The organism is Shewanella psychrophila (genome assembly GCF_002005305.1).
Classification (GTDB): domain Bacteria; phylum Pseudomonadota; class Gammaproteobacteria; order Enterobacterales; family Shewanellaceae; genus Shewanella; species Shewanella psychrophila.
In genome coordinates this window covers 194,358-220,031 of record NZ_CP014782.1, presented here as the reverse complement: position 1 = coordinate 220,031, position 25,674 = coordinate 194,358, and the positions used below count along the sequence as shown (strand labels likewise).

General features: G+C 43.9%; 21 protein-coding genes. 9 read left to right on the top strand and 12 right to left on the bottom strand.

Features of this window, described 5'->3' with window-relative positions; all coding sequences use genetic code 11:
* Nucleotides 1-27: 27 nt before the first annotated feature.
* Together sps_RS01020 and sps_RS01015 are read right to left on the bottom strand one after the other, a co-directional pair.
* Nucleotides 28-405 (bottom strand): nuclear transport factor 2 family protein, encoded by a 378-nt coding sequence (locus sps_RS01020; protein ID WP_077750780.1) that lies wholly within the window; start codon nucleotides 403-405, stop codon nucleotides 28-30.
* A gap of 45 nt (nucleotides 406-450) precedes the next feature.
* Entirely contained in the window at nucleotides 451-1,347 is an 897-nt protein-coding gene (locus sps_RS01015; protein ID WP_077750779.1) for a LysR family transcriptional regulator, read from the bottom strand.
* A 159-nt stretch (nucleotides 1,348-1,506) separates the two neighbouring features.
* Here sps_RS01015 and sps_RS01010 point away from each other — a divergent pair, with 159 nt between their 5' ends.
* Nucleotides 1,507-2,940 (top strand): MATE family efflux transporter, encoded by a 1,434-nt coding sequence (locus sps_RS01010; protein ID WP_077750778.1) that lies wholly within the window; start codon nucleotides 1,507-1,509, stop codon nucleotides 2,938-2,940.
* On the opposite strand, the gene sps_RS01005 is transcribed toward sps_RS01010, so the two are convergent.
* The 4 genes from sps_RS01005 to sps_RS00990 form a co-directional block, all read right to left on the bottom strand.
* The gene (locus tag sps_RS01005) at nucleotides 2,937-3,929 is read right to left on the bottom strand and encodes a lytic transglycosylase domain-containing protein (RefSeq protein ID WP_418346704.1); all 993 of its coding nucleotides are present in this window, start codon (nucleotides 3,927-3,929) and stop codon (nucleotides 2,937-2,939) included. The genes sps_RS01010 and sps_RS01005 overlap by 4 nt on opposite strands.
* Nucleotides 3,930-4,940, bottom strand: coding sequence for a DUF3137 domain-containing protein (locus sps_RS01000; protein ID WP_077750777.1), 1,011 nt, complete (start codon nucleotides 4,938-4,940; stop codon nucleotides 3,930-3,932). It lies immediately after the preceding gene.
* 58 nt (nucleotides 4,941-4,998) lie between these two features.
* The gene (locus tag sps_RS00995; RefSeq protein WP_077750776.1) at nucleotides 4,999-5,568 is read right to left on the bottom strand and encodes a LemA family protein; all 570 of its coding nucleotides are present in this window, start codon (nucleotides 5,566-5,568) and stop codon (nucleotides 4,999-5,001) included.
* A 930-nt stretch (nucleotides 5,569-6,498) separates the two neighbouring features.
* Nucleotides 6,499-8,880, bottom strand: coding sequence for an acylase (locus sps_RS00990; protein ID WP_077750775.1), 2,382 nt, complete (start codon nucleotides 8,878-8,880; stop codon nucleotides 6,499-6,501).
* Nucleotides 8,881-9,143: 263 nt separating this feature from the next.
* Between sps_RS00990 and sps_RS00985 the strand changes: the two genes are divergently transcribed.
* Together sps_RS00985 and sps_RS00980 are read left to right on the top strand one after the other, a co-directional pair.
* Nucleotides 9,144-10,346 carry a helix-turn-helix domain-containing protein gene (locus sps_RS00985; RefSeq protein ID WP_077750774.1) on the top strand — a complete coding sequence of 401 codons (1,203 nt, stop codon included), beginning with the start codon at nucleotides 9,144-9,146 and terminating at the stop codon, nucleotides 10,344-10,346.
* 221 nt (nucleotides 10,347-10,567) lie between these two features.
* Nucleotides 10,568-12,154 (top strand): AbgT family transporter, encoded by a 1,587-nt coding sequence (locus sps_RS00980; protein ID WP_179948404.1) that lies wholly within the window; start codon nucleotides 10,568-10,570, stop codon nucleotides 12,152-12,154.
* A 365-nt stretch (nucleotides 12,155-12,519) separates the two neighbouring features.
* On the opposite strand, the gene sps_RS00975 is transcribed toward sps_RS00980, so the two are convergent.
* From sps_RS00975 to sps_RS00965, 3 genes are all read right to left on the bottom strand, one after another.
* A complete protein-coding gene (locus sps_RS00975; RefSeq protein WP_077750772.1) occupies nucleotides 12,520-12,729 on the bottom strand; it encodes a hypothetical protein in 210 nt (69 codons plus the stop codon).
* 329 nt (nucleotides 12,730-13,058) lie between these two features.
* A complete protein-coding gene (locus sps_RS00970; RefSeq protein ID WP_077750771.1) occupies nucleotides 13,059-16,202 on the bottom strand; it encodes an efflux RND transporter permease subunit in 3,144 nt (1,047 codons plus the stop codon).
* A gap of 14 nt (nucleotides 16,203-16,216) precedes the next feature.
* Entirely contained in the window at nucleotides 16,217-17,392 is a 1,176-nt protein-coding gene (locus sps_RS00965) for an efflux RND transporter periplasmic adaptor subunit (RefSeq protein ID WP_077750770.1), read from the bottom strand.
* 444 nt (nucleotides 17,393-17,836) lie between these two features.
* Between sps_RS00965 and sps_RS00960 the strand changes: the two genes are divergently transcribed.
* Nucleotides 17,837-18,595 (top strand): TorF family putative porin, encoded by a 759-nt coding sequence (locus sps_RS00960; RefSeq protein WP_418346759.1) that lies wholly within the window; start codon nucleotides 17,837-17,839, stop codon nucleotides 18,593-18,595.
* 191 nt (nucleotides 18,596-18,786) lie between these two features.
* On the opposite strand, the gene sps_RS00955 is transcribed toward sps_RS00960, so the two are convergent.
* Complete coding sequence (locus sps_RS00955) at nucleotides 18,787-19,689, bottom strand: LysR family transcriptional regulator (protein WP_077750769.1); 903 nt, start codon at nucleotides 19,687-19,689, stop codon at nucleotides 18,787-18,789.
* A gap of 325 nt (nucleotides 19,690-20,014) precedes the next feature.
* On the opposite strand from sps_RS00955, the gene sps_RS00950 reads away from it, so the two are divergent.
* On the top strand, nucleotides 20,015-21,355 hold the full coding sequence (locus tag sps_RS00950) for an MFS transporter (protein ID WP_077750768.1): 1,341 nt from the start codon (nucleotides 20,015-20,017) through the stop codon (nucleotides 21,353-21,355).
* Nucleotides 21,356-21,364: 9 nt separating this feature from the next.
* Nucleotides 21,365-21,769 (top strand): hypothetical protein, encoded by a 405-nt coding sequence (locus sps_RS00945; RefSeq protein ID WP_077750767.1) that lies wholly within the window; start codon nucleotides 21,365-21,367, stop codon nucleotides 21,767-21,769.
* A gap of 55 nt (nucleotides 21,770-21,824) precedes the next feature.
* Here the strand turns inward: sps_RS00945 and sps_RS00940 are convergent, their stop codons facing one another.
* The gene (locus sps_RS00940) at nucleotides 21,825-22,523 is read right to left on the bottom strand and encodes a DNA-3-methyladenine glycosylase I (RefSeq protein WP_077750766.1); all 699 of its coding nucleotides are present in this window, start codon (nucleotides 22,521-22,523) and stop codon (nucleotides 21,825-21,827) included.
* Between the two features lie 216 nt (nucleotides 22,524-22,739).
* On the opposite strand from sps_RS00940, the gene sps_RS00935 reads away from it, so the two are divergent.
* Both sps_RS00935 and sps_RS00930 read left to right on the top strand, forming a co-directional pair.
* Complete coding sequence (locus tag sps_RS00935; RefSeq protein WP_077750765.1) at nucleotides 22,740-23,654, top strand: LysR family transcriptional regulator; 915 nt, start codon at nucleotides 22,740-22,742, stop codon at nucleotides 23,652-23,654.
* 87 nt (nucleotides 23,655-23,741) lie between these two features.
* Nucleotides 23,742-24,392 (top strand): glutathione S-transferase family protein, encoded by a 651-nt coding sequence (locus tag sps_RS00930; protein WP_077750764.1) that lies wholly within the window; start codon nucleotides 23,742-23,744, stop codon nucleotides 24,390-24,392.
* 45 nt (nucleotides 24,393-24,437) lie between these two features.
* Here the strand turns inward: sps_RS00930 and sps_RS00925 are convergent, their stop codons facing one another.
* Nucleotides 24,438-24,968: a thioesterase family protein gene (locus sps_RS00925; protein WP_077750763.1), complete on the bottom strand. Its 531-nt coding sequence runs from the start codon at nucleotides 24,966-24,968 to the stop codon at nucleotides 24,438-24,440.
* A 201-nt stretch (nucleotides 24,969-25,169) separates the two neighbouring features.
* Between sps_RS00925 and sps_RS00920 the strand changes: the two genes are divergently transcribed.
* Nucleotides 25,170-25,607: a hypothetical protein gene (locus sps_RS00920; protein ID WP_077750762.1), complete on the top strand. Its 438-nt coding sequence runs from the start codon at nucleotides 25,170-25,172 to the stop codon at nucleotides 25,605-25,607.
* The last annotated feature ends 67 nt before the right edge of the window (nucleotides 25,608-25,674 follow it).

Genomic DNA, 25,674 nt, shown 5'->3' with positions numbered 1-25,674 from the left:
GCTTTTTTATCTACTAATCAATGACTATTAAAATCGCTCACAAGTTGTTCCCTGATGAAAAATCATCTGCCACTCACCTAACTCTTCATTGTGTTTCCACAGCGAGCTTCTCAGTGAATAACGCGTGTTAAATTCATCCTGTTTCTTCATCGTGGCTCGATACAGCAACTGAGCAAGATCTTTTGATAACATTCTAAGCTCGAAACTGGTGGCACAAAACTCAGGACACTTCTCTTTAGGTAAACATTCGAGTACTTCTCGCTTACCAAAACTGGCACCGGACGCACCAAACTCGTGAAAGTCGTTATGAATGAGCAGATCTAACTCAGCGGGTGATGATCGGACATCAGACTTAAGCAGGTAGAGCTCTAATTCGACGAGTTTTTGCTTTAAACTAGTTAACATGCAATCCTCCCCTTCTCACTGCACTTAAACTTAAGTTAGCACAAATCAATAATTTTGAAGCTTATTAGACTTAAACATGGACTCTATTTCGATAAAAATCCACTCCATTACAGGACCATAGGCTTTATCACGGCGATTAACGACCCCCATTTCGACCAAAAGAGGATCGGGAATATATTCTGTCGATAGCTCGACAACATCGCCAGAATACCACTCGGCATTGACCACGTGCTCAGGCACGAGTGCCCAACCTACACCACGTATCACCAGTGCCGTCATATAATAATAACTATCTATATACCAATGATTTGGTGACAGTGCCTTGGCCTGACTGTCACCTACACGATCACGGATAACCAGCTGACGATACTGATTGAGATCGGCTATTTTGGGAGACGGAATTTTTGCTAACGCGTGTTTAGGTGACACTATCAGTGACTGCCTGAATTGGCCTATAGACATAAATTCTAATGAACCGGGTAACTCCCTCACATGAAAAACAATTCCCATATCAGCCTTGCCTTCATCTACCCATGAGGCGATATCATCTCTGGAGCCATTGATAATCGTCAGTTTCAACAAAGGAAATTGTATTGCTACTTGTTCAAATAACAGCTCAAAAGCATTAACCGGAACGGCTTCATCCATGGCAACTGTTAACGCGATCTCCTGGCCGGTATTAAGCGTCATCGCACGAGATTCGAGCCTCTGGCATTGTTCGAGCACGGCCTGAGCCTGAATAAACATATCTTCACCATGTTTAGTAAGCACAGGTAACTTGGCACTACGATCGAATAGCTCAAAGCCCAGATCTACTTCCAGATTGGCAATAGCCGTACTGATCCTAGACTGTGCCCTACCCAGTTTTCTTGCGGCCGCCGAGAATGAGCCATGATTAACCGAAAGCACGAAAGCTTCCAGCTGATAAAGCGTCCAGTTCATATCATCTCACCTTTACTCTTATCCTAACTCTCATTTTAGTATTGCCTCTAAATAAGCGACCTATCCGCTTTCCGGATACGAACTGATTTAATCAATCCGAAAATTAAGGATAACCTAATGGGATATCCAGATTCCATATTTAAAATTCAGAAGTGATCTATGCAAGCCAACGACCAGATATCAATACCCGATTCATCAAATAAAAGCATTAACCGCACCTTCTGGCGTTATGCGATTCCGTCAGTTGCAGCCATGCTGGTCAACAGCTTCTATCAAATAATTGATGGTATATTTATCGGCCAATACGTAGGCCACGAGGGACTGGCTGGTATTAATATGGCTTGGCCTATCATCTATGTTTTTGCGGGCATTGGCCTCATGATAGGCATGGGGTCGGGTAGCCTTATCTCCAGAAGCCGAGGTGAAGAACAAGTCTCTTCTTCGGTCAAATCAGACGCTCTCACTCACTCTAACAAAACCAACCGCACCTTAACGACAGCGATCTTCCTTATCTTAGTTTTTGGGATACTAGGTTCAATCTTATTATCGATAAGTGGAACTCATTTATTGCAAATCCAAGGCGGTATCGACAACACCTTACTACTGGGGCAACAGTACATAGGCCCTTTTATCTGGACCTTAGTCTTTACCATTCTGGCTTCCGCAATGCCCATTCTGATCCGTAACGACGAAAGTCCCAATATCGCAACCGGACTTATGATTATGGGTGCCTGTATTAATATCCTACTCGATTACCTCTTTATCGTACGTATGGATATGGCTCTGCATGGCGCAGGCGTGGCAACGGTAGCAGCACAGGTAACAGTCTCGTTGTGTGGACTAGCCTATTTTTTATCATCGACCACAAGATTGAAAGTGGGTAACTTAACACTAAAATTATCAGCAATGAGATTCGACTCTAGACTAGCAAAGCAAATACTACTCTTGGGTGCTTCTAGCTTCGTTATGTACCTCTATACAAGTTTCGTGTTCGCGCTACATAATCGTCTATTTATGGAGTATGGCTCACCAGTTACAGTCGGCGCTTTTGCCATTGTCGGCTACCTGATGGTGCTCTATTACTTTATCGCCGAGGGATTAGGGGAAGGGATGCAGCCGCCGGTGAGTTACTTCTTCGGTGCTAAACAGACTGAAAACATTAAGAAGGTGCTAGTGCTGGCGACTAAAGTCACCATCACAGCCGGGATTGTCTGGTTACTTATCCTGAATCTATTTCCAAGTAACATTATCGGCATGTTTAACAGTGAAGACACAGCCCTGATAGAAGAAGCGACCACAGGAATTCGGCTACACCTATTTGCCATGTTTCTCGATGGCTACCTGGTGTTAGCGATCATGTTCTTCATGGCCGTGAATCAGGGAAAGAAGGCATTAGGAATATCCATAGGTAATATGCTGATCCAGCTTCCATTCCTCTACTTTTTACCGCCTCTATTCGGGGTCACTGGCGTGTGGCTTGCAATGCCTATCTCTAATATAGTGATGTTTTTAATTGTGGCGCCTATGGTTTGGCACCATTTAAAAACAGATAAGGATCGCGAGGTTAATCAGCTCCTAGGGTCTAGGGCCTAGGATTTACGATAACGTTGTAGAAGGATTTTCACTCGTTTTACATAGGCTTGAGTCTCGGGGTAAGGGGGAATGCCATTATAGTTAGTCACAGTGGCGGGGCCCGCATTGTAGGCGGCGCAGGCAAGCTCTATATCACCATCGAAGCGCTTTAGCATCTGAGCCAGATATTTTGCACCGCCATCGATGTTCTGATCCGGTCGAAAGGCATTGCTTACGCCCAGCTCTTTGGCGGTTTCCGGCATCAACTGCATCAAACCCATGGCTCCCGTGCGGGAAAGTGCAAACACATTGAAGGCAGATTCTGCATGAATGACGGCACGGATCAGTGCCGGATCTAACTTGTGCCTTTTAGCCGCTTGACCAATAAGCTCGTCATAGTCATGGGAAAACAGTGGCATTCTACGCCAATCCAGCTCTGAATCAGGGCGACAGGCATAACAGTCATAAAGCAGCACCTGATAATCACTGCCACCAGGGGCGTGATCCGAAAAAACCATCACGCCATTGGCTTGTTTATACTGGTATACCTTAAGTTGCTCTTCGCCATTCTCTGATATGTCAGTCGATGATGTTCCGCTTGGCAGTAAGTAGCCGGGGATAGGAGTGCTAGGTGCTTGAACTAAACTGTTGTTGTCTAACATATGGGGTTTATAGCTTTTGGCCTGTGTCGAAACAACATTTTTTTTCCACTCCTCCGAATTTTGTGTATCTGTGGCTCCTGTATCGCTAGATCTTGCATAAGCAAGTTCAGTATCAGTTACTTCAGAAAAGCGAGTTTCTTCACTCGCTTTTTGAGTTACTACCAAGCCAGTTTCCGAATAGCTAGCCTTATAATGAGGCTTCTTCTGTGACTGCAACTCTGCTTCAAACCCAGCCTGAACTTGGCTCATAGGCAATAAGATACCGAATATGAGACTCAATCGGGAAAATGTTATAAAGCACTCTCGACCCAGTAACCTTTCAATTGAGTCTGCACTATATCTTCTCATCTAGAGTCCTGTGTACTCATCGAGTTTAAGTACTTCAATCATAGCAAACAGCTGCTGCATCTCTTTATTTATTTGGCTGAACTCATATTCAAAAGTGGCACCATTGAATATGGAGCCTAATTCGAAGCGATTATCACGACTGGCTAACATGATGAGCAGCTTATCATCATAAAAAGCACATTGAATCTTACCTGTGAAACAAGTCGCCAGATCTTGCAGGCGCTCCATAAAACTCACTGTCAGCAAGTATCTTGCTTCAATTTGATCAGAGGAAAAAACATCGAATTGATTCTCGAACCTTGGATCTTCAAGCTTCACTCTTACAAGACTCTTAAATGAATCAGATAAGAAATTAATAAACCCTCCTCGAGTTTTAACCACTACAGTATGACCGTTAAATTTCTTATGACTACTGAGTTGAACCATCACACCAGTAAACACGGTCTGAGTATCGGTGCGTTTATCCCGCCTCACCTCTTTGGTCAATTGCAGCTCATTTATCGCGATCTCCACCCCCTTGTAGGTACCCTGAACATAATCTTCAAATTTTGCATCGTCGTAATGGGGAAGTAGCTTTGATCGCTTGAGTACCGACAAGCTCATGCTATGGGTCGGACTAAAAATAAAGTCATCACCAAAATAGCTAAATATCTTAGGAAAAACCCGCTGTTTAACGTCACTCTTGTAACGCTGAACAGGCCTTGAGGACCACCAAAATAAAGGTAAAGCAGGTAAGAGGTAGAGGAACCAGGGAATATCCAACCGTTGACGGGTATCAAACAAATAGACCACGAAAACAATCGCCAAAAAGATGCCGATGCTCATATAGATACGTTGCCTAAGAGCTTTCAGGCAAGCGACTCGGCGGTTTTCGAATTTACGGGTGAGCGGCTCGATATGCTCATTATAATGGGCTCTTAGATCTTCTATCTCTCCACGGACAGCCACCAAGCGTTGTGATTGCCGCTTAGATTTGATGGGAGCACCTAAGATAAAACTGACTATATTCATTTGCTATCAGACTAGTTTACAAGGAAAGGAATGCGGCCCCAAAGACCGCAAAATTAGATTATTTGAGAAAATCTGCGGCATCGATAGGCCCTTTCGAGGCCTCGTCGGCTTCATAGAAAGGCATAATCTTGATGCTTGCCATTGAGGCAATAATTGATCCAGGAAAGATCTCTACTGCATTATTCAATTCAGTAACTGCAGCGTTATAAAAACGACGCGCAGCCGAAATATGTGCCTCGACTTCGTTATAGGTTTGCATCGCCTGTAGCATGGTATTGTCAGACTTAAGCTCAGGATAAGCTTCGACATTGATCATAAGCTGGCCCATCTTAGTGTTGAGCTGTTCAGCAACGGCTAAATGCTCTCTGATCTCTGCTGCGTCATTGGCATCATAGGACTTAATTGCTTGGGCCCTCAACTCTGTAATATCGGTGAGTAAGGCCTTCTCATGATCCATAAATTTTTGAGCGATTTTCAAAATATTAGGCACTAGGTTCGAACGCTTCTTTATCTGCACATCTATGCCTGACAAGGCCTCACGACCCGCATTGCGTTTTTTTACCAGGCTCACGTACCAAAGGTAGACGATAATGACTACCAATCCCAAAGCTAACAGCAATCCTTCCATCTCATGTCCTTATTCTTCTTTTTAGCGACTATTTGCTCAGCTTTTTTGATTAAGCTTTAACCCTTTACTCTCACCTATTTTTTCCACTATTTCCATACATTTATGTAAAAGACTAACGAAGCACTAGAGGGTGCTTATTGCACTAATTTAAGAAAAATTGCCTATTTACAGTACTTTTAATCTACTAAACTTAGTAATTACCTTAGGCTATCGCTTAAATAGAGATTAAAGCGAGAAAATAGACTACAATTTGAATAAACTTTCAAAACAAAAATTAAACCTATTGATTTTATTATTAAAAAAGATAAACTCTAGTGGTAAAAAATAACCTACCACTCATAAAACATGCTCATTTTCCTATCTATTATGAGTAATTAACTCTGAATAATACTCACTAAGACAGGCATTCAATGCTGACAATCACATTTTAAGACTTTCAATAGGGAAACTCGTTTAAAACGTTAGAGGCGACCTTTATCAATAAAGACAGGTTTATATATTAAAATAAGAGTTATTCTCTCTCTCTGCATCATGATTCAGCATTCATACAGACAAGATGGAGTAGATTAGTTGGTAAGCAAAGAGGTCAATTCTCCCTGGATTTACCCCTCTTTGCCGGAAAGATCCCTAACAACGAGTTCTTAAGCACCAAACTCATTGTTATAAAAACATAGAACCCTTTTGCCTCTTAGAATAGAGGCTTTTTTTTGCCTGAAATTTAATGAAGAGACTGAACTTAATGACTTTATCATTCAGTTTCCGTACAGCAGTACCTTGCTAAATTAGTAATCAAGCAAACAGCGAGAGTATTACCCCATTTGTTCGAACTGCTTGCTTATACTTCTCTAATTTTTAATTGTTAGTGCAAGCGCAAATCAAATATCCCTTTTGGACCCTTACTTGGGTCCATTTTTTTGTCTGGAATTAACGCTAGTTCAGAGTTAACTCTATGGTGTCGACTAAGTCATCCTTAATTTGCTGCTCGGTAAACAGCACCGGACGCCACTTCCCCTTGGAAAACAAGCGAGTCTGATCGACAAAATGCTCTGACTCAGGATCATGGGATTGACCGTAAGTTAAAAACGCATCGGCCTTAGGGCCATCAGTAGTAAACTCCAACGCCATCAACCAACTCGCACCATGAAATACGGGATAACCATAGCTTTTCACCTTAGCACTGCCGCCAGTATTGATATTAAACACACCATCTATGGTGCCTCCACCAGGAATGGCTAGCTTCTCTTCATTCTTCATATGGTACTGAATTGTCCCCAATGGTGCTGCCAATGGAATGTTTACACTGGCGAGATGCTGGACCGTGCTGGCTAAAGCTTGTAAAACTGGGTCGCTAGCGACTGATCCTGTATGCTTGGCCAGCTGCGCCGGTGTTGAAACTGGGTTTTTAACATCAAATGCTAGGTCGAATAAACTATCACTCAACACTTGCTCGCCGCCTACATCAAATACCTTCAGAAACTCTCTGAATAGATGAGCACCTTGGCTGGTATTAGCATATAAGCCATCCCAGTTTGCGAGCACACTACAGGCCGCTGAGATATCGATGATATCCTGACTTTCTAGAGTGATATTGGTGACTCCGGTGCAACGATCGACTAACTGATCTTTGATCATCTCAGACAGTTGGCCACGTTGACTCGTCACTACATGCTTTAACTCGTCAAGATTGAATTTACCATCTTCTCCGGATATACCCTGAGCCGATTTTTCTTGCAACATGGTCGCATTCATTCGCGTCCGTGGACTTCGAATAGTCTGCTCTGGACCATAGACAATAGAGTAACCTTCCAATGGTTCCTCGACGTTATTTAGCCAATGACTGCTGTTAGCATTAAACACATAATCGCTGCGAAGTACCTTAGGGGATTTTTCGAAAGGCACCACACCCGGGATCGGTGTGTTGCCAGTATCCACCCATTCAAATAACGACATACTGCCATCCAGTACTAACTGGCCGCGGCCACCTTGCCATAGCGCCTTACCCACAGGATCATTATTCACGAAGTCTTTAACTAAAATTGCGGCAAATGCATTCAGATTTGGCGCCCTCGAACCATCGATAAAGAAGGCATTTCCCTTATCATCTGTCGCCATAGTATTCACCCAGGGAATGCCCTGATAGGTCTCGAATGCCGCCTCAAACTCTTCGATAGTCTTGGCACGATCCATGGCCAACCATTGACTGACCATGTTACCGTTATTGGCATTAGCATCACGATAGCTGACCGCTGTTCCATCTGGATACCAGCCAAGCATAGGTCCATAATGAGATGAATAGAGTGTCTTGCTCACCTCAGCGCTGGTGCCATCATCATTTTTCACCGAGACTATAAATTCTTGGCTGGTCATATCCAGATATTCACCGTCATAGAGATAGCGAGTCGGGTTTTCAGCATCCAGTGTCAAACGATAAGTGGTGAAGCGCTTAGATTGAGAAACCGTATGAGTCCAGGCAATGTTTTCATTAAAACCAATAAGCACTCCAGGCACACCGACGAAAGAGACACCGGTTACGTTGATTTCACCAGGAATTTGCAGATGATTTTCTACGAATCTAAGGTTACCAACCCAAGGGAAATGAGGATTAGAAAGTAACATACCACTACCGGATTCAGTCTTATCCCGGCCAAGTGCCCAACCATTACTGCCCAGACCTTCGTTTTTGCTGGCCACATCTTTGAACATCTTCTGTAAACTGTTATTCGTTGGTGTTGGTGAAGCCGTGGCTATTTGAGTCGTCAACGCGCCACCACTGGCAAACAGAGCCAGTTTTAAATGATAGGCATGTAGATCGACAATACTCAGCTCGGGAACCCAGTCAGCCCCTCGGCAAGGAGATGGATAATTTTGCGACCCTACTTTATCTAATACGGCCTGATTAAACCCTGCCGCATAACCTGTCAATAACTCAGTTTGCTCTTGTGTCATACCTTCTATCGCATTCTCAGCATCCTTATAAATATTCAGGGCTAAGGTGCCAAAATCTGTATTCACATTTTCATTCGAGTCGCCGGCACCGAAAGTGATAGCTTTTTGAGCTCTGACCTCGATAATCTGCTCGGCTAAGGTACACATATTCTCTTGAGCGTGGGCATACGCTTGCCCATATCCCAATGACCGATAATCAGAGGCGGTAATGTGCGGCACACCAAATGAGGTATATTCAATTTTTGCGGTACTGGGTAGAACCTCTGGTTCATTGATATCATCGTCGCTGCCATTACAACCCACTAGCGACAGCGTCAACGCCACTGCAATTGGAGTTAGGTATATTTTATATTTATTATTTTTCATTACCGATTTAATCCCCTGTAGATGCGACCCAAAATCAAGCTGACACCCTATGATTTACCAAAAATAAGTTTATGATTTGCTATTCATTTGTTACTTTATTCACTAATGCAGAACAACTCGACCGCCCCGACCCGTTCGGACTTTTTTATTCTTACTAATTATCAATTATTTAAACGATTGTTTGAGTATTTGGGTTCATTTGGTTATTTTCAGGTGTTGCCATAGCCCTATGAGGCAGGCTTAAACCAAGGATTGATTAAGCCATGCAGTTAATGACCATCTTGTTACTAATATCAGTGGGAATGTCTTTCTTCATGATGGGGTATGTCGCAACTACGCCCCATCAAAACAATAAGGCAAGACTCTGTTTCTCTATGATGTTGATAGGTCTGATAAGCTTAATGATCGAACTGGCAATTTTCGAAGACGGTGGGAGTTATCTTTATATCATATCGATATCCGGCCCACTCTCAGTGTCAGTACCTATTTTCTTCTACCTCTACTTCAAAGCCAGTATGGGATTAAACGATGAGTTCCAGTGGAGAAATATCAAACACTTAGCCTTCCCCCTAATCTATTTAATCGTGATGATGCCCTACAACATGCTCGATGAATCCGCAAAACAGCAATTTTTTGTACATGTTTATGCCAATGAGCCTATTCCCTGGCAACTTTCCCTGATGCCAATACGTTTCAGTAGATTGCTGTTAATAAGTGGATTAGGTTCTGTATACCTATACTTAAGCTGGCATGAATTGCATGTTGAAATGAACAATAAGAAAAATGATGTGCTCAGAGAAATAAATCGCCTCAAGGGTGGCTTCATAGGCATCAGCATCAGTTTCGCCATCGTATTTGGTTTCTTCCTCTTTCGTCTGCCACACAAATTCACCTGGATGATATCCAGTATTGTGTTAATCGTCACAGCGATAAGCTGCATGATTTTTTACTATCTACCTGTGCTGGGTAAAAACATCCTCAGTCATCAAGCCCTTGATAAAATACGCTCCCAGCCATTTGCCCCTAGATCAGAGCAAGTATCAGAACAGACGAGCCCCCTCCTGAGTAGCATACAGATACCAATCGGAGGAGTATTAGTCGATAAACAATACCGCTCCTCCGTGACCTCTAATCAAGCCGAAGAGGTCATCAAGGATCTCGCACACATTATGAGTGAAGGAGTATATAAAGACTCTAAGCTGTCTCTTGGGAAACTGGCCGCACAACTGCAAATAAGTACTCACCATCTATCCCAGATAATTAACCAGCACACCCAAGGTAACTATTTCGACTTGATTAACCAATACCGCATACAAGATGCTAAGGGGCTACTACTCGAGGGTGAAATGAGCGTTATAGATATCGCCTATGAGGTCGGATATAACAGCAAGTCTTCCTTCTATACCGAGTTCAAGCGCCGCACTGAGATGACTCCACATAAATACAAGAAATCTCATAGGGGTTAACACTTCTCTTCACTTTTCATAAACAGCAGTCAATAATTAAACGCATTAACTTAGCATTTTAAGCTTCATTTAAACCTACTGAGACATGATGGCAGGTCGACTCGGAAATCCCGAGTATGAAAACCGAAAAAGCCAACTATTAAAGTGGCGACAAAAAGGTCCAAAGAGGCCAACATTGAAGGAAACAGGGTATGGGTTTAAATAAAGATGAGAGCATAGATATGCCTCTCAAATCATCGGGACCATCTGGGGGACAGAGCGGCGCTTTTGTGCGTTTTCTCAATATTGTCGAGCGATTAGGTAACTTGCTCCCTCATCCCATCACACTATTCGCCATGTTCTGTATGGCCGTTATCGTTATCAGCGGCATCGCTGGTTACTTCGAACTTTCGATTACCGACCCTCGCCCGATAGGCTCATCAGGACGCAGTGAAGACGGACTCATTCATGTTGTCAGCCTGATGAATGCCGAAGGTTTAAGGATGATAGTCTCCAATCTGGTGACTAACTTCACTGGCTTCACGCCACTTGGTACCGTACTCGTAGCGCTTTTAGGTGTCGGGATAGCCGAACGTTCCGGCATGCTTTCTGCCGCTATGCGTTCATTAGTCATGGGGACTTCGAAACGCTTAGTCACCCTAACGATAGTCTTCGCAGGTATCGTATCAAATACAGCAGCCGAGCTAGGTTATGTGGTTCTAATCCCTATGGCGGCGATGATATTCCACTCTCTTGGGCGTCACCCACTTGCAGGTCTTGCTGCGGCATTCGCCGGGGTATCCGGTGGTTATAGTGCTAACTTACTCTTAGGTACTGTCGATCCTCTGCTTTCCGGAATCACTGAAGCTGCAGCTCAGATGATCGACCCTGAGTATACCGTTGGTCCCGAGGTGAACTGGTATTTCATGTTCGTCTCAACCTTCCTAATTACTGTCTTAGGCGCACTGGTCACCGAGAAAATTGTCGAGCCTAAACTAGGTAAATATGATGCTAGTGAAGCGGCTGTCGACTTAAGTCATCAGAAAATGGACTCTGTCAGTGCCCAGGAAAAGCGGGGCCTTAAAGCTGCAGGGATTGCCATACTCATACTTTCTGCATTGCTGGCACTAACTATAGTACCGGAAAGTGGACCACTGAGAAATCCAGAAACCGGCTTAGTGGCCGACTCGCCCTTCCTTAAGGGAATTGTTGCCTTTATCTTTATCTGTTTCGCTATTCCCGGTCTGGTTTACGGTAAAGTCGTCGGCACCATGAAACGAGATAAAGATGTTATCGATGCCATGTCCCACAGTATGAGTTCCATGGGCATGTATATCGTATTGGTCTTCTTCGCTTCGCAATTTGTCGCCTTCTTCAAGTGGACTAACTTAGGTGCGGTATTAGCCGTTTCGGGCGCCGATGCACTCAGCGCCATCGGCCTCACTGGCCCACTCGTGTTCCTGTTGTTCATCATGATGTGTGGTGTCATCAACCTAATGTTAGGCAGTGCCTCGGCGCAATGGGCAGTAACTGCACCCATTTTCGTTCCTATGCTGATGCTGATTGGCTATGCACCGGAAACCATTCAGGCGGCCTATAGAATCGGGGATTCGGTGACTAACTTGATCACCCCTATGATGAGTTACTTCGGACTAATTCTTGCGGTCGCTTCCCAGTATAAGAAGAACTTAGGCATAGGTACGCTCATCGCCACCATGCTTCCATATTCCATCGTATTTTTTATCGGTTGGACGCTGTTCTTCTTCCTTTGGGTCTTTGTATTAGAGATGCCAGTGGGACCTGGGGCCGCGACCTATTATACGCCTTAGAAGAAGGTATTAGGTTTTACGAGAAAAGCTAAGACGAGGTCGACAGCCCTGCGAGGGCGCGACCTCGTCGATTTAGGGCAAGGCTAAATTAGTCTATTATGTACTTCAACTATTTCCTATAGGTTGTTTTACCAACAAAAGGGGTAGTAATTTTTTCGCCCCTAATTTAGCTGTTGGTGAAGTTTAGATTACTTCATAACTAGTTTTACACCCCGAATTTCCATCTAACCTAGCCTTAAAGATATATTTTTCCCTTGTTCAACTTTAAGTTCATAGGTCATCCGATTTTTGGCAGGTATACCACCTTGAATTATATAACAACTTATAATCAAAGAATGCGTTCCAGGGGAAACAGCTAAGGCATTTTATTCCGTAAAAAAGTCACTGACATCCTCGCCATCTACCTTCTCAATTCTTGTTCTATTTGTAGAAGACCAAGGCAGTAAAACATTTGCTCCTGAATCGCTGTAGGCAATAATAGTTCTTTTATCAGGACTAGAATCTATCTTATTGAGGTTTGTAGCACATCCAGACACAAAGCATAGCACCAAGGCTGACATTACAATTGTTCGCATTTTTTTCCTTGAAATAAACTTCGGTGCAGTGCATATTCGCATCTATTTGTTAATGTGCATGCATGAATAATAAAGCTAGCAGCTAGCTTACCGTAAACACTAGCTATGTGAATCTAAAACACTTCCCAGATACATTCAACAGTCTTTCAAAATGGCTCTGAGCTAATTTTAAGCTTCATTCACCTAGCTTTATTTCTTTCCTAATAGGCGCCTCCTAGCCAACTTGTTGGCGTCCTCACGTCTTCTCATCTTTCCTTTTAACCAATAAAAAAACCCGGCAATGTTATTGCCGGGTTTTTTAAACATTATCTCGTCGAGATCATCTAATGCTATAACGTAGCGCTGGTCTCAGCTTCGGCTGCCTTCTTCTTCTCTCGTTTGCTGAAGATACGCTCCACAACGACGAAGAAAATTGGGATGAAGAATATCCCTATGAAGGTCGAACTCATCATGCCACCTAGTACAGCTGTACCTATGGCATTTTGGCTACCAGAGCCTACGCCGCTGCTTATCGCTAACGGTACAACCCCTAAGCCGAAGGCTAATGATGTCATCAGGATCGGACGCAGACGTACACGTACAGCATGTAGCGTCGCATCCACAAGAGTAGCTCCTTTGTCATAGAACTCTTTGGCAAACTCTACAATCAAAATAGCATTCTTGGTCGCCAGTCCCACCGTTGTTAATAACCCAACCTGGAAAAATACGTCATTTGGCAATCCGCGGGTGTTCATGGCAATAAGTGCACCGATAATGCCCAAAGGAACCACTAAGATAACCGCGAAAGGTACAGACCAACTCTCATACAATGCCGCCAATACCAGGAATACCACCACGATAGACAGGGCATACAGAGCTGGAGCCTGATTACCCGATAGTCTTTCCTCATAGGATAGTCCGTTCCACTCGACACCGAACCCAGGTGGTAGCTTCTTCACCATCTGTTCGATATCGTCCATGGCAGCACCAGTACTATAGCCAGGTGCAGTTCCCCCCTGAATGTTCATCGCAGGTAGACCGTTAAATCGCTCCAGTCGAGGCGAAGCATATTCCCATGTTCCCGTAGCGAAAGCTGAGAAAGGTACCATCTCTCCATTACTATTACGTACATACCAGGTATCGAGATCTTCCGGCTGCATACGGTACTGGGCTTCACCCTGAACATAGACTTTCTTAACTCGTCCACGATCGATGAAGTCATTCACGTATGAGCCACCCCATGCCGTACCCAGCACGCTGTTCACCGAGTTGATGTCGACACTCAAGGCACGGATCTTAGCCTGATCTATATGTATCTGGTACATAGGTGCATCTTCCTGACCGTTCGGGCGTACCCCTACCAGATTAGGATTCTGGGAAGCTAAGCCTAACAACATATTACGTGCTTCAACCAGCTTTTCATGACCTTGGCCATTTCTGTCCTGTAGATAGAAGTCGAAACCGTTTGCAGTACCCAGCTCGATAACCGCAGGAGGCACAAATGCAAACACGAAAGCTTCCTTCATCTGCATAAACATGCCCATGGCTCGCCCCGCAACCGATTGAATATCTTGTCCGACACCCTCTCGCTCGGCCCAGTCCTTCATACTGACGAAGGCGATACCCATGTTCTGACCGTTACCCGCGAAGCTGAAACCAGAAACGCTGAATACAGATTTCACGTTTTCACTTTCTTCGTTAAGGTAAAAGTCACTGACTTTTTCCATCACCTTCTGAGTACTTTCCAGAGTCGAGTTCACTGGCAAGATAGCCTGAGTAAACATGATGCCCTGATCTTCATCGGGTAGGAAAGCTGTAGGCATACGCATGAAGATCCAACCCACTGCGACAACCAAGGCCAGATAAATCAACATGACACGGCCAGTTCGTTTGATCATAGCGGCAACACTGTCGGTGTAGCGCGATGTCATCTTGTCGAAACTGCGGTTAAACCAACCGAAGAAGCCTGTATCAATATGCGTCTGACCTTTCTTCATCGGTTTAAGCATAGTGGCACATAGGGCCGGAGTCAGAATCAAGGCTACCATCACCGATAGTCCCATGGCCGAAACAATGGTCACCGAGAATTGACGATAAATAACACCTGTCGAGCCCGACATGAATGCCATGGGCACGAATACTGCCGATAAGGTCAAACCGATACCTACCAGAGCACCAGTGATCTGCTCCATGGATTTCTTGGTGGCCTCGATGGGGCTCAGCCCCTCCTCCTGCATCACACGTTCGACGTTTTCCACTACCACGATGGCATCATCCACCAGCAAGCCGATGGCCAACACCATGGCAAACATGGTCAAAGTATTAATTGAGAAACCCAGCGCCGACAAAATGGCGAAGGTACCTAATAACACCACAGGCACAGCGATGGTCGGAATGAGTGTCGCCCTGATATTTTGTAGAAACAGGAACATGATCAAGAAAACGAGTACAATTGCTTCGAGTAAGGTATGAACAACACCTTCGATGGATTGCTCTACGAATGGCGTCGTATCATAAGGATAAACGACTTCCAGCCCCTGAGGGAAGAAAGTCTCCATCTCGTCAATCTTGGCTCGTACCGCGTTAGCCGTTGCCAGTGCGTTAGCTCCGGTTGCTAATTGAATTCCGATACCCGCCGCAGGCTTACCATTGTAGAAAGACTCAGACGAATAGTTTTCTGCACCTAATTCGACTCGAGCCACATCCTTGAGGTAAACATTGGCACCGCTGGAATCAGACTTGATGATGATCTGTTCGAACTGATCTACAGTCTGCAGTCGACTCTGAGCCGATACAGTCGCATTAAGCTCCTGTCCGCCGACAGATGGGGCACCACCTAACTGACCCGCAGATACTTGAGCATTCTGCTCACGTATTGAGGCCATAATATCTATGCTGGTCAGATTATATTGAGTCAGCTTGAGAGGATCTAGCCAGATACGCATCGCATACTGAGCACCAAACAGTTGAATGGTACCCACGCCAGGAACACGACTCATGGGATCTTGTATGTTAGACGCCACATAATCCGAGATATCGTTCTTATCCAGAGAACCATCCTGGGAAACAAAGCCCAATACCATCAAGAAGCCTGCGCTCGACTTACTGACGTTAACACCTTGCGCCTGAACTTCTTGGGGTAGCAGAGGCATAGCAAGCTGTAACTTGTTCTGCACCTGTACCTGAGCAATATCAGGATCTGCTTCTGCATTAAAGGTTAAGGTGATCTGCGCATTACCGAAGCTATCACTAGTCGATGATATATAGCGCAGGTTATCCAGACCTGTCATTCTCTGCTCGATGACCTGAGTCACCGAATCTTCCATAGTCTTAGCTGATGCACCAGGGTATACAGCGCTGATCACAACCGATGGCGGCGCGATACTCGGATATTGAGATACGGGTAACCCGAAGATCGACAAGACCCCGGCCAGCATCACAATAATGGCGATCACCCAAGCAAAAATAGGGCGATCGATAAAGAAACGTGCCATAACTCTACCCTACCTTATTTCTGCTTAGTCGGTTGACTAGCCGGTGTATTCGCCGAATCATCAGAAGTGACAGCTACAGTCTTAACTGGAGCGCCAGGACGAATTTTTTGTAATCCTTCGACAATAAGCTGATCACCGACGGCAAGACCGTCTGTGATACGCCATTGATGATCGATCACCTCAGCAGTAGTCACAACACGAGATTCAACCTTATTTTCGCTATTGACTAACATAGCAACGGCCTGTCCCTTGGTATTACGGGTGATGGCTTTCTGCGGTACTAGAATCGCTTGTGGATCGGTACCAGCATTGAGCACGGCACGTACATACATGCCAGGCAACAACAGACCTTCGGGGTTAGGGAACTCGGCCCTTAAGGTTACCGAGCCCGTATTTTCATCGACGCTCACTTCAGCAAATCGCAGCACGCCAGCATGAGCGTAAGTAGTGCCGTCTTCGAGAATAAGCTGCACATCCGCGTTATCAGTAGCTTGCAACTTTCCTTGCTTAAGCTTGGCCTTTAAGCGCAATAGTTGAGCGCTTGACTGAGCAATATCCACATTGATGGGATCCAGTTGCTGAATCTTTGCCAAGGTTTGTGTCTGATTCGCCGTTACTAACGCACCAGCTGTGACGCTGGACTTACTGATCCGACCAGAGATAGGCGCCTTAACTTCCGTATAGACCAAATTAATCTGGGCAGTATTAATAGCTGCTTTAGCAACGACCACATTAGCTAATGCTTCTTTATACAAGGCATCGGCTTCATCGAAGTCCTGCTGACTGATGGCATTAGTCTTGATTAACTCTTTAAAACGCAATGCTTTCGCTTTGGCTGACACTAGGCTGGCATTAGCACTTGCCAAGTCTGCTTCGGCGCTGATCACAGCGGCTTTATAAGTTGCCGAGTCAATCTGATAGAGAGACTGACCTTTCTTAACATCACTGCCTTCTACAAACGTCCGTTCGGTAATGATACCCGAAGCCTGTGGTCTAACTTCGGCCTCGAGGAATGCCTTGCTCCGTCCCGGCAACTCGACTCGAATATCCTGAGATTGGGTCTTAACCTTGATAACGCCGACTTCAGCACTTCCTGGAGCATGACCTTGCTTAGCATCTCCATTCTGTCCACAAGCAGTTATCCATAACGCCACACTTAAAAAAGAGGCAACTTTCACTATTTGCCGCATGAGAACTCCTATAAAGCAACCGACCCAGACATGGTATCCCGAACAATAGAAACGACTATTACAGGTATATTTGGAAGCATAAATTATTGTGTAAGATTTGAACGTGCCTTTATCTCATAAGTAAACAAGCTCAACAAGAGGAACTCACAGTAAATTTGTAAGCTAATGCAAATTTTAGATGATAATCATAATCTTATGTTGCATAACAGGTTAAAACACTACAATTCCGTGATCTTCATCACACTCACCTTGTGACATCTCTCTACTCAAGATTATAAGATAATTAGCGACATCACAGTTATATCAAACTAGCGAAACCGGCTAACTCATTCATATTTGTTCATATATTTTCGCTTTTGGTTCATCCCATTAGTCAATTCTATTCACATCCCCCTCTTATGATGCAACTGCGCTAACAAATTCTATCTATGTGAGATTATGAACATGACAGTCCAGATGAAACTACAACGCACGTTACTCTTAGGCGGATTATTACTTTCAGCCTCCTCCATTGCTCAAGCAGCAGTGTCGGACTCGGATTCAGAAGTATTGGGTGGCACTATCACAGGAAACCTGACTTTTGCCTCCGACTATGTATTTCGTGGTGAGTCAGAAACCATGGATGGCGACGTGCCTGTGGTGCAAGGAACTTTAGGATGGGGAAATGATGATGGTTGGTATGGCGGTGTATTCGCATCGAATATCAAATTTGCCGATCCCAATCTAGAAATAGTCACAGCTCCTTTCATCGGTAAAGCTGGTGAGTTTGGCGACAGCGGATTCACTTATGACGTGATGGTATTCTCCTACCTCTATCCTGGTGCTTCATATTCAAACTACACAGAATTATGGTTAAAAGTGGGCAAGCAATTTGGTCAGGCAAATATCCAATTGGAAGTCACCCCTACAATCGATGATTGGTTCGGTGTCGAAGGTTGGCAAGGGGTTAACTACGCCATCCATCCGAGTTATGAATTCAACAACGGCCTGAAAGTGTCTGGTTCTGTAGGCTATCAAGATCTGGATGGTGAAGGCGCCGAGGGCTGGGGGCACTGGAATTTAGGTATCAGTAAGGCTTATTTTGGCCTAAATTTCGACCTTAGATATCACGGCAGTACAGTCGATGAGACCCACAAGGTCTATGGCACTCAAACAGAAATTTTTGATGACAGATTCGTTATCGGCATCAACAAAAGCTTCTAAGCTAGTTTTATATTAGTGCTTAGAAACAGTTTTACCTTGCAACATAGCTCAACGTACAGTTCGATCCACATCTCTATCTTTTGCTTTGACAAAATTTCGCCAGCCTACTCAGGCTGGCTTTTTTATGCTATCCCCTTCCTGATACCGTAAAAGGACTATGCAACTCATAGAGAATTTATTGAGAGGAGCAATTAATTTCCCCTTGCTACCGGATTTTTATGGAAAAAACCTACCAGAAAATCAATTAAGGCTCTTTGTACTGGCCCCATCAGCTTATTGCTGGTAAATAGCAAAGAAACCTGCTGAGGAGGAGCGCTATACTCAGGTATTAGTTCAACCAATTCTCCCTTTTCGATCAAGTGCCTAACTTGGAAAGTCGGCAACTGTATGATCCCCTGACCTTGCAAACAAAATTCCAGTAAGCATTCAGAATCATTCGACTCAATGTCGCCATCCACTTTTACTTGTATGGGATTATCGTCAATTTGATAAAGCCAGCGCCTCGGAGTATGTCTCGCATTATTAATCAAACATCGGTGATCTTTCAGTTCCTGTGGGGTAAGAATGACACCATAACGCTCCAAATAGCTGGGAGATGCGAGGGTTTTGATCCGGTACTCTCCTAGCGTACGTGCAATCAAACCTGAGTCAGGTAAATTACCTACTCGCAGTGCCAGATCATAACCCTCTTCGGCCAAGTTTACGTTTCTGTTCGTCAAAAAAAGTGACAGGTTAACCTCTGGATGCTGGTTTGAAAATTCCGATAACACAGATGGTAAAACATATTTCCCTAGAATTAATGGTGCCGTTATTCTTAAGTCGCCCTTTAATTCTGTACTGGATGGAATCGCCCCTTTTAGCTCCGCCACACTCTGGCTAATCAGCGCCATCTGTGCCAAATAACTTCGCCCTTCGCTAGTTAAGCCTATGCTGCGTGTTGTCCGCTGCAGCAAGCGTACTCCCAACCACTTTTCTAATTCACTCACCTGTCGACTCACAGCAGAGGGAACTAAATTCATAGCCTGGGCCGCACCGGAGAAACTCTTATATTCAACCACTAATTGAAAGGTAGATATCGATTTAAGAAGATCCATGACGCCCTCATTGTGCAGAAATAATCACTAATGTTGTGAATTTTAGATTATTGCTCACATTTAATGAACCATTTAATCTACCGACAATATAAATCCAACATTGAGGATGGTTTATGGCGCTCATAAGCGGAGAAGAAAATAGAGTGATAGACCAAGCCAGTAATGAGGCAAGCATAACCTTAGGGCTAGATTAGCTAAAAATCACTAATCCAGTCTGCCGCACGATGAAAAATCGAAGACCCAATGTTCAAAGCTCTCAGGTCTTATGGTCATCCATTATCTGATTCGTCCTATACATTAACCTTACGTAAAAAAGGCATACAAGATGACTTATCGCTACCAAATAACACTGGTTTTTTTACTCGGTTTCTTTATCGACTGCATTAATATCTTCATGTCGGCAATCGCCCTACCTTCGATTGCCAGTGAATTCCACACCGATACCTCAACCGTAGCTTGGGTTGCCAATGCTTATATCCTGGGAATGACTTTAATCATTCCCATCAGCCCTTGGTTAGCCAGTCGGTTTGGACCAAGGAATATTATTAGCCTATCTATGGCCTTATTTACCATTTCAGTACTCTTATGTGGTTTCTCAAGCAGTTTTTATGAACTCGTCAGCTGGCGATTTATTCAGGGATTAGGTGCGGGCCTAATGATCCCCATAGGACAATCACTGACTTTCAGCCAATTCCAAAATAATCAGCGAGCCAAAATTTCTACATTAGTGATGGCGGTAGCATTAATTGCCCCTGCCATCTCACCAATGATAGGAGGGATGATTGTCGAACACCTCTCTTGGCGCTGGGTATTTTTCAGCAACGCTCCGCTCTCCATACTGGTGTGTCTACTGGCATGGTACTGGATTCAAAATGAAAAAAAGGCCGCAGTCTCAAAGCCAGATATCAGAGGCTTACTACTTGTAAGTGCAGCGTTAACCGCACTGCTAGTGGGAATGTCAGTTTATGCTAACGATCAAAATAGCTTAGTTGGGGGATTTTCCCTGCTCACAGTGGCGGTATTTACCCTGATTTATGTCAAACACGACAAAAACCATGAAGGCGCTATTATTAACCTAAGCCTGCTCAAAAATAACAAGCTGACCTTGTCGATCATCATCTATTACGCTATTCCAGGAGTATTTACTGGTATTAATCTACTCAATATATTCTTCTTACAAGACATATTGAATTTCAGCGCAGATAAAACCGGTATGTTTATGATTTTGTACGGTTTTGGAGCTATTATTGCCATAATAATATGTGCCCAAAGCTACAACAAACTTGGACCACATAAGTTATTTATCAGTAGTTTAATACTACACAGCGCGGGGATCTCTACCCTGCTTTGGGTTCACTCAGGCTCACCACTTACGGTTATTATGCTGGCGTACACACTGATGGGCATTGGCGGAGGCTTAGGGGCTAACTGTGCACAGACAACAGCATTGATGGATTTTGATGAACATCAGATGCTAAAAGCAAGCGTGATCTGGAACATCAATCGACAGGTATCTTTCTGCATCGGAGCAGCGTTCTTTACCATGGTCTTTAACCTGATATGTGTTGTCATGCACCTCTCCAAAACCCAAGCCTATCACCTTACATATTTAATCGCCGCCCTGATTGGCATGCTGCCACTCTTGTACATCAACAAGCTAAAATAAGGTATCTCCATGAAAAAGACGAAAAGACTCGCCACAGAAAGCGTGCACACAATCCATCGATTGATCCATCAGGTTTTTACTAATTCAGAGGAGAGAGGAAGAGCCGTTTTATCCGAACTACTAACATATTTCGATCCAAAATTTACCATGATCACTCAACAGGGCACCCTTGTCGGTTTACCTGAGGTGACACAGCTGTTCAATAGCGCTTTAGGAAAGCGCCCAGAATTGGAGATAATCATTAAGGATGCTATGCCAATCTTAGACGAGAATGGCATAGTGACAATCCGCTATCGAGAAATCCACCATGAATATGCTCAGATTACAGAGCGTCTTGGAACAGCAATTATTGACACTACAGATGTTAAATTACGCTGGCTTTATCTACATGAAACGCCTGTCTGCAATAATTAGCACTTGGTTTTCCTGCAGGCTTAGGCAATAATCCCGCCAAGCCTGTACCATAAGTTTAAACCCTATTATCCCCTACGCCACAGGCCAGAATGCGGCTAATATCGGCAAGACTACGGCCTGACTCTTGTTGCCAGGTGTTAAATACGGTTTGCACTTGCTTGAGTCCACTCTTAGAGCTGAAACCATAGTCCACCAACTTGTGCGCTTTCATATAAGCTTGCACGTCGCCGGTTAGCAAAAAGGTATCCTTGCCCATGGCTCGCAGAAAATAGGGACCCGTGTTCCCCCCAAGTCGAGTGCCTCTTCGTTTAAGCTGTGCCCATAAACCAGTAATATCCTCACTAGGCCAGTTAGCGATGAATTCAGCTAAGCTGCCGTGCTCTCTGGCAATGTCTTGAACCATAAGCGCATTATCATAGATGGCCATCGTCTTCTTCATATGTCGGATAAGCGTCGCGTCGCTGGCCCGTTCATGTAGCTGTTCAGGCGATAGCATCAGCACCTTCATAGGCTCGAAACCGAAAAAAGCTTTCTCATAGGCAGGCCATTTATTCTCGACGATGCGCCAAACAAACCCTGACTGGAATACCTTCTTACTAATCTCTGACAATAGCTGAGCATCGCTATACTCACCTATCTCATCGACGCTTAAATTCGAGTTATTTTTAGGTAGCAGGCTCTCTAGGCCTTCGTCACCACCTTTGCGATCACTTGCTCTTTGGTAGATAGCAGAGAAAGATTCTTGTCGACTCATATTGGAATATCGATTCCTAACTAAATAATCTGTACATAGTAAGAAATCTAATACAGAAAGCAACGACTTCCACTTCCCGTGAAGATTCAAAGCTACTGGACAAAAACCAAACAAACATCTAGTTTTAATAACGAGCAATTAATAAACAATCAATATATATAGGCAAATTTGGTTATCACTGTTTAACTATTGGTTATGTCGCCATGGAGAGAATTTATGGACGCAGGACAACTTTATCGAATGCTAGTCTTTGCGAACGTAGTCGAACAGGGCTCCCTCACTGCAGCGGCGGAAGAACTGGGCATTAGCCGCTCCATGGTCAGTCAACATCTAAAGAAATTAGAGCTTAGGTGTGAGACACAGCTGCTCCAAAGAACCACCCGAAAGATGGGACTCACCCAAGATGGGCAAAATTTCTATCATTATTGCGCCGAACTGCTTCAACTAGCCAAACAAGCCGAACTCTCGACTCGCCCCAATGACGTTGAGCTACATGGCAGTATTAAAGTTTTAGCCCCGATTTGCTTCGGTGAACACGATCTGCTCAAACATTTGGGAGCATTTCATCGACTCTATCCTAAGATCCGTATTTCTATACAGCTCGAAGATCGACACATGGATCTGCGAGAAAATATGATAGACATAGCGATTCATGCTGATGCCCACATAGATCCGCAACTAGATGCCATCAAACTCACTCAATTCGATGAGTACCTTGTCGCCAGCCCAGAATATCTTGAACAACATGGCTCGCCACTTCACCCAGATATGCTACAGATGCACCAATGGGTGTTGCAGGCACCTAATCAACTCCCTAAAAAGTACCAGATCCAAAATAGCTATGGCGATAAGTTTAAACTCAATATCAGTCCATTTATCAGCTGTAATAGTAATCTAGGGGTATTGAAGCTAATCAAACAAGGACTGGGTATTGGAATATTACCAAGCTATTTAGCTCAGCCTCAGATAGCCAGCAAACACTTGGTGCACATTTTGTCTGATTATCATCTACAGAAGGGCGTCGTCTACGCGACTCACCCTTTCAATGATGTGATACCACCTAAGGTGAAGGCTTTTCTCGACTTTATTCAAGAGAGGCTAAAAGCTGACAAGCAACAGATGCTAACTTAATACTCAGGTAGCTTATGGGTTTGCGCTCTAATCTGTAGCGACTAAAATTATCTATATAACTCACATTTTCTTTGAGGGCGATCGCTGATGGAGCTGTTTTATCATCCACTTTCCCGCTACTCACAGAAAGTTCTCGTTGCCCTCTACGAAAAACAAGCCAACTTCTACCCAAGAATCATAGAACTAACCGACCCTTTTTCTCGTAAAGAGTTCTGTCAGTTTTATCCTCCGGGTAAGGTACCACTCCTCAAGACCAAGACCGGAAAACTGATCCCCGAATCGAGCATTATCATAGAATATGTCGATAACGAATTCTCCACAGGCACTCGCTTATTACCTAAGGAGCAGAATCTAGCTCTGGATACGCGCTTACAAGATCGTCTGATCGATAATGATTTCAGTAATATATTATTTGAGCTTGAGCATCAAAAACTCGAATCTGGGGATAAGAATCAGATTCGTATCAAACAATTAGAAAATGACATTAATCGTTTCCTAGAGTACTTAGATACTTTGCTAGAAGATAAACATTGGTTGTGTGGTGATAGTTTAACCTTGGCAGACTGCGCACTTTTCCCATGCTTATATTGCGCACAGAACCACTTTAAGATTTTTGAATATGACAACTTGGACAGATATTGGCACCAAGCTCAGCTAAGAGGCGCATTCCAGCAAGTAACAGAGGAAGTCGACTTGGCACAAATAGAAGTCCTCTCGGGAAGGAGGCCAATACCTTAGAAGAAGCTCCCAGTTTCATTTACAGAATCTAGTAACCAGAAACGCTTATATATTCCGCTCTTTCTTCAATTGCAGAAACTGCTTCCACTTAACGACTTCCGGGGGAAGCTCAGGAGCCGGACCTTCGAAGTTTACTTCCTTGATCATCGTTTCTATGGGAACTTGCTTACCTCGACACACAAACACACCACGTACATGTACTATGCAGTGCAAGGTGTCACCACTGACAAACCTTTGCTCTATATAAAAATACTTCTCATCCCATCCCACCAGCTTGGTCTCAATCTCAAACTTAGTGAAGGGCTTGATGTCTCTGATATAGGTAAATTCTGCGGCATTGACGATTGGCATCCATTTCATCTTGATAAACTTTTTCAAGAAGCCCATCTCAGCCATCATATAAGTACGGGCTAAATCCAGAAATGCCGGATATCTTGAGTTGGTTACATGTAAATTGATATCACAATCAAAGGGCAAGGCACGATAGGTGATACGACTGGTATCGAGGAAACCAATAGAGCGACAATGGCGTACCCGCCAAATAAAGAGCCAAACTAGCCTGAAATAGAGATTCATTAACAGTCCTTACAACTAATACTTAAAACGGTTCTGGAAAATGGTACTAAAAAGAACCCAAAAGGCTAACAGAGGTCATACCAGATCACAAGTTGCTAATGTAAGGGTAAGCTGAATTCTGGTATTAATCCGCATTAAATGGTATTTATACCTTCAAAAAAACCAAGAGCTTCTTAGCTTTCTATATAAGATTATTATTTTATGAAAACAAAACTTGTAGTCATGGTTTTATCTATGATGTTTATCACGCTAAATTCTAATGCGCAGGATAGACAGACCGAAATATATCTCTATGAAACAGCGACATCTATAGACATCAAAATATCAGCAAGTCAATTCGGAGAAGAGCTAAAATTTAAAGACGAAACACATGACATTACCATCAGAAATTTGGGGGAAGACACTTTTTATGTCGATGCTAAATTTTTCCGACATGCCATAGAGTCACCATCAGAACCTACAGCTGCTGCAGAGCCAGAGTTTGCATTCAGTAATCAAATCATGACGAACGTGAAACTTATATCCCATGAAAAAGTGACCTTAGGAGGAGTTGAATCCTCGTCTACTGAAACTCAGGAAGACGGAACAATCACTGAAACTCAATCCGAACATTTTTTCACATTAGAAAGACTCGACTGATCTCGATTTAATACCAATAGATACTCAAATCGGCGTGAATCAGCCAATAAAAATGCCAATCGGAAAA

Coding starts and splice junctions, on each gene's coding strand:
- sps_RS00960 (WP_418346759.1), top strand. CDS start 17,837: ATGACAGTCCAGATGAAACTACAACGCACGTTACTCTTAGGCGGATTA.
- sps_RS01000 (WP_077750777.1), bottom strand. CDS start 4,940: ATGAATATAGTCAGTTTTATCTTAGGTGCTCCCATCAAATCTAAGCGG.
- sps_RS00950 (WP_077750768.1), top strand. CDS start 20,015: ATGACTTATCGCTACCAAATAACACTGGTTTTTTTACTCGGTTTCTTT.
- sps_RS00920 (WP_077750762.1), top strand. CDS start 25,170: ATGAAAACAAAACTTGTAGTCATGGTTTTATCTATGATGTTTATCACG.
- sps_RS00935 (WP_077750765.1), top strand. CDS start 22,740: ATGGACGCAGGACAACTTTATCGAATGCTAGTCTTTGCGAACGTAGTC.
- sps_RS00995 (WP_077750776.1), bottom strand. CDS start 5,568: ATGGAAGGATTGCTGTTAGCTTTGGGATTGGTAGTCATTATCGTCTAC.
- sps_RS00930 (WP_077750764.1), top strand. CDS start 23,742: ATGGAGCTGTTTTATCATCCACTTTCCCGCTACTCACAGAAAGTTCTC.
- sps_RS00955 (WP_077750769.1), bottom strand. CDS start 19,689: ATGGATCTTCTTAAATCGATATCTACCTTTCAATTAGTGGTTGAATAT.
- sps_RS00980 (WP_179948404.1), top strand. CDS start 10,568: ATGCCTCTCAAATCATCGGGACCATCTGGGGGACAGAGCGGCGCTTTT.
- sps_RS01005 (WP_418346704.1), bottom strand. CDS start 3,929: ATGAGAAGATATAGTGCAGACTCAATTGAAAGGTTACTGGGTCGAGAG.
- sps_RS00945 (WP_077750767.1), top strand. CDS start 21,365: ATGAAAAAGACGAAAAGACTCGCCACAGAAAGCGTGCACACAATCCAT.
- sps_RS01015 (WP_077750779.1), bottom strand. CDS start 1,347: ATGAACTGGACGCTTTATCAGCTGGAAGCTTTCGTGCTTTCGGTTAAT.
- sps_RS00940 (WP_077750766.1), bottom strand. CDS start 22,523: ATGAGTCGACAAGAATCTTTCTCTGCTATCTACCAAAGAGCAAGTGAT.
- sps_RS00970 (WP_077750771.1), bottom strand. CDS start 16,202: ATGGCACGTTTCTTTATCGATCGCCCTATTTTTGCTTGGGTGATCGCC.
- sps_RS00975 (WP_077750772.1), bottom strand. CDS start 12,729: ATGCGAACAATTGTAATGTCAGCCTTGGTGCTATGCTTTGTGTCTGGA.
- sps_RS01010 (WP_077750778.1), top strand. CDS start 1,507: ATGCAAGCCAACGACCAGATATCAATACCCGATTCATCAAATAAAAGC.
- sps_RS00965 (WP_077750770.1), bottom strand. CDS start 17,392: ATGCGGCAAATAGTGAAAGTTGCCTCTTTTTTAAGTGTGGCGTTATGG.
- sps_RS00990 (WP_077750775.1), bottom strand. CDS start 8,880: ATGAAAAATAATAAATATAAAATATACCTAACTCCAATTGCAGTGGCG.
- sps_RS00985 (WP_077750774.1), top strand. CDS start 9,144: ATGCAGTTAATGACCATCTTGTTACTAATATCAGTGGGAATGTCTTTC.
- sps_RS01020 (WP_077750780.1), bottom strand. CDS start 405: ATGTTAACTAGTTTAAAGCAAAAACTCGTCGAATTAGAGCTCTACCTG.
- sps_RS00925 (WP_077750763.1), bottom strand. CDS start 24,968: ATGAATCTCTATTTCAGGCTAGTTTGGCTCTTTATTTGGCGGGTACGC.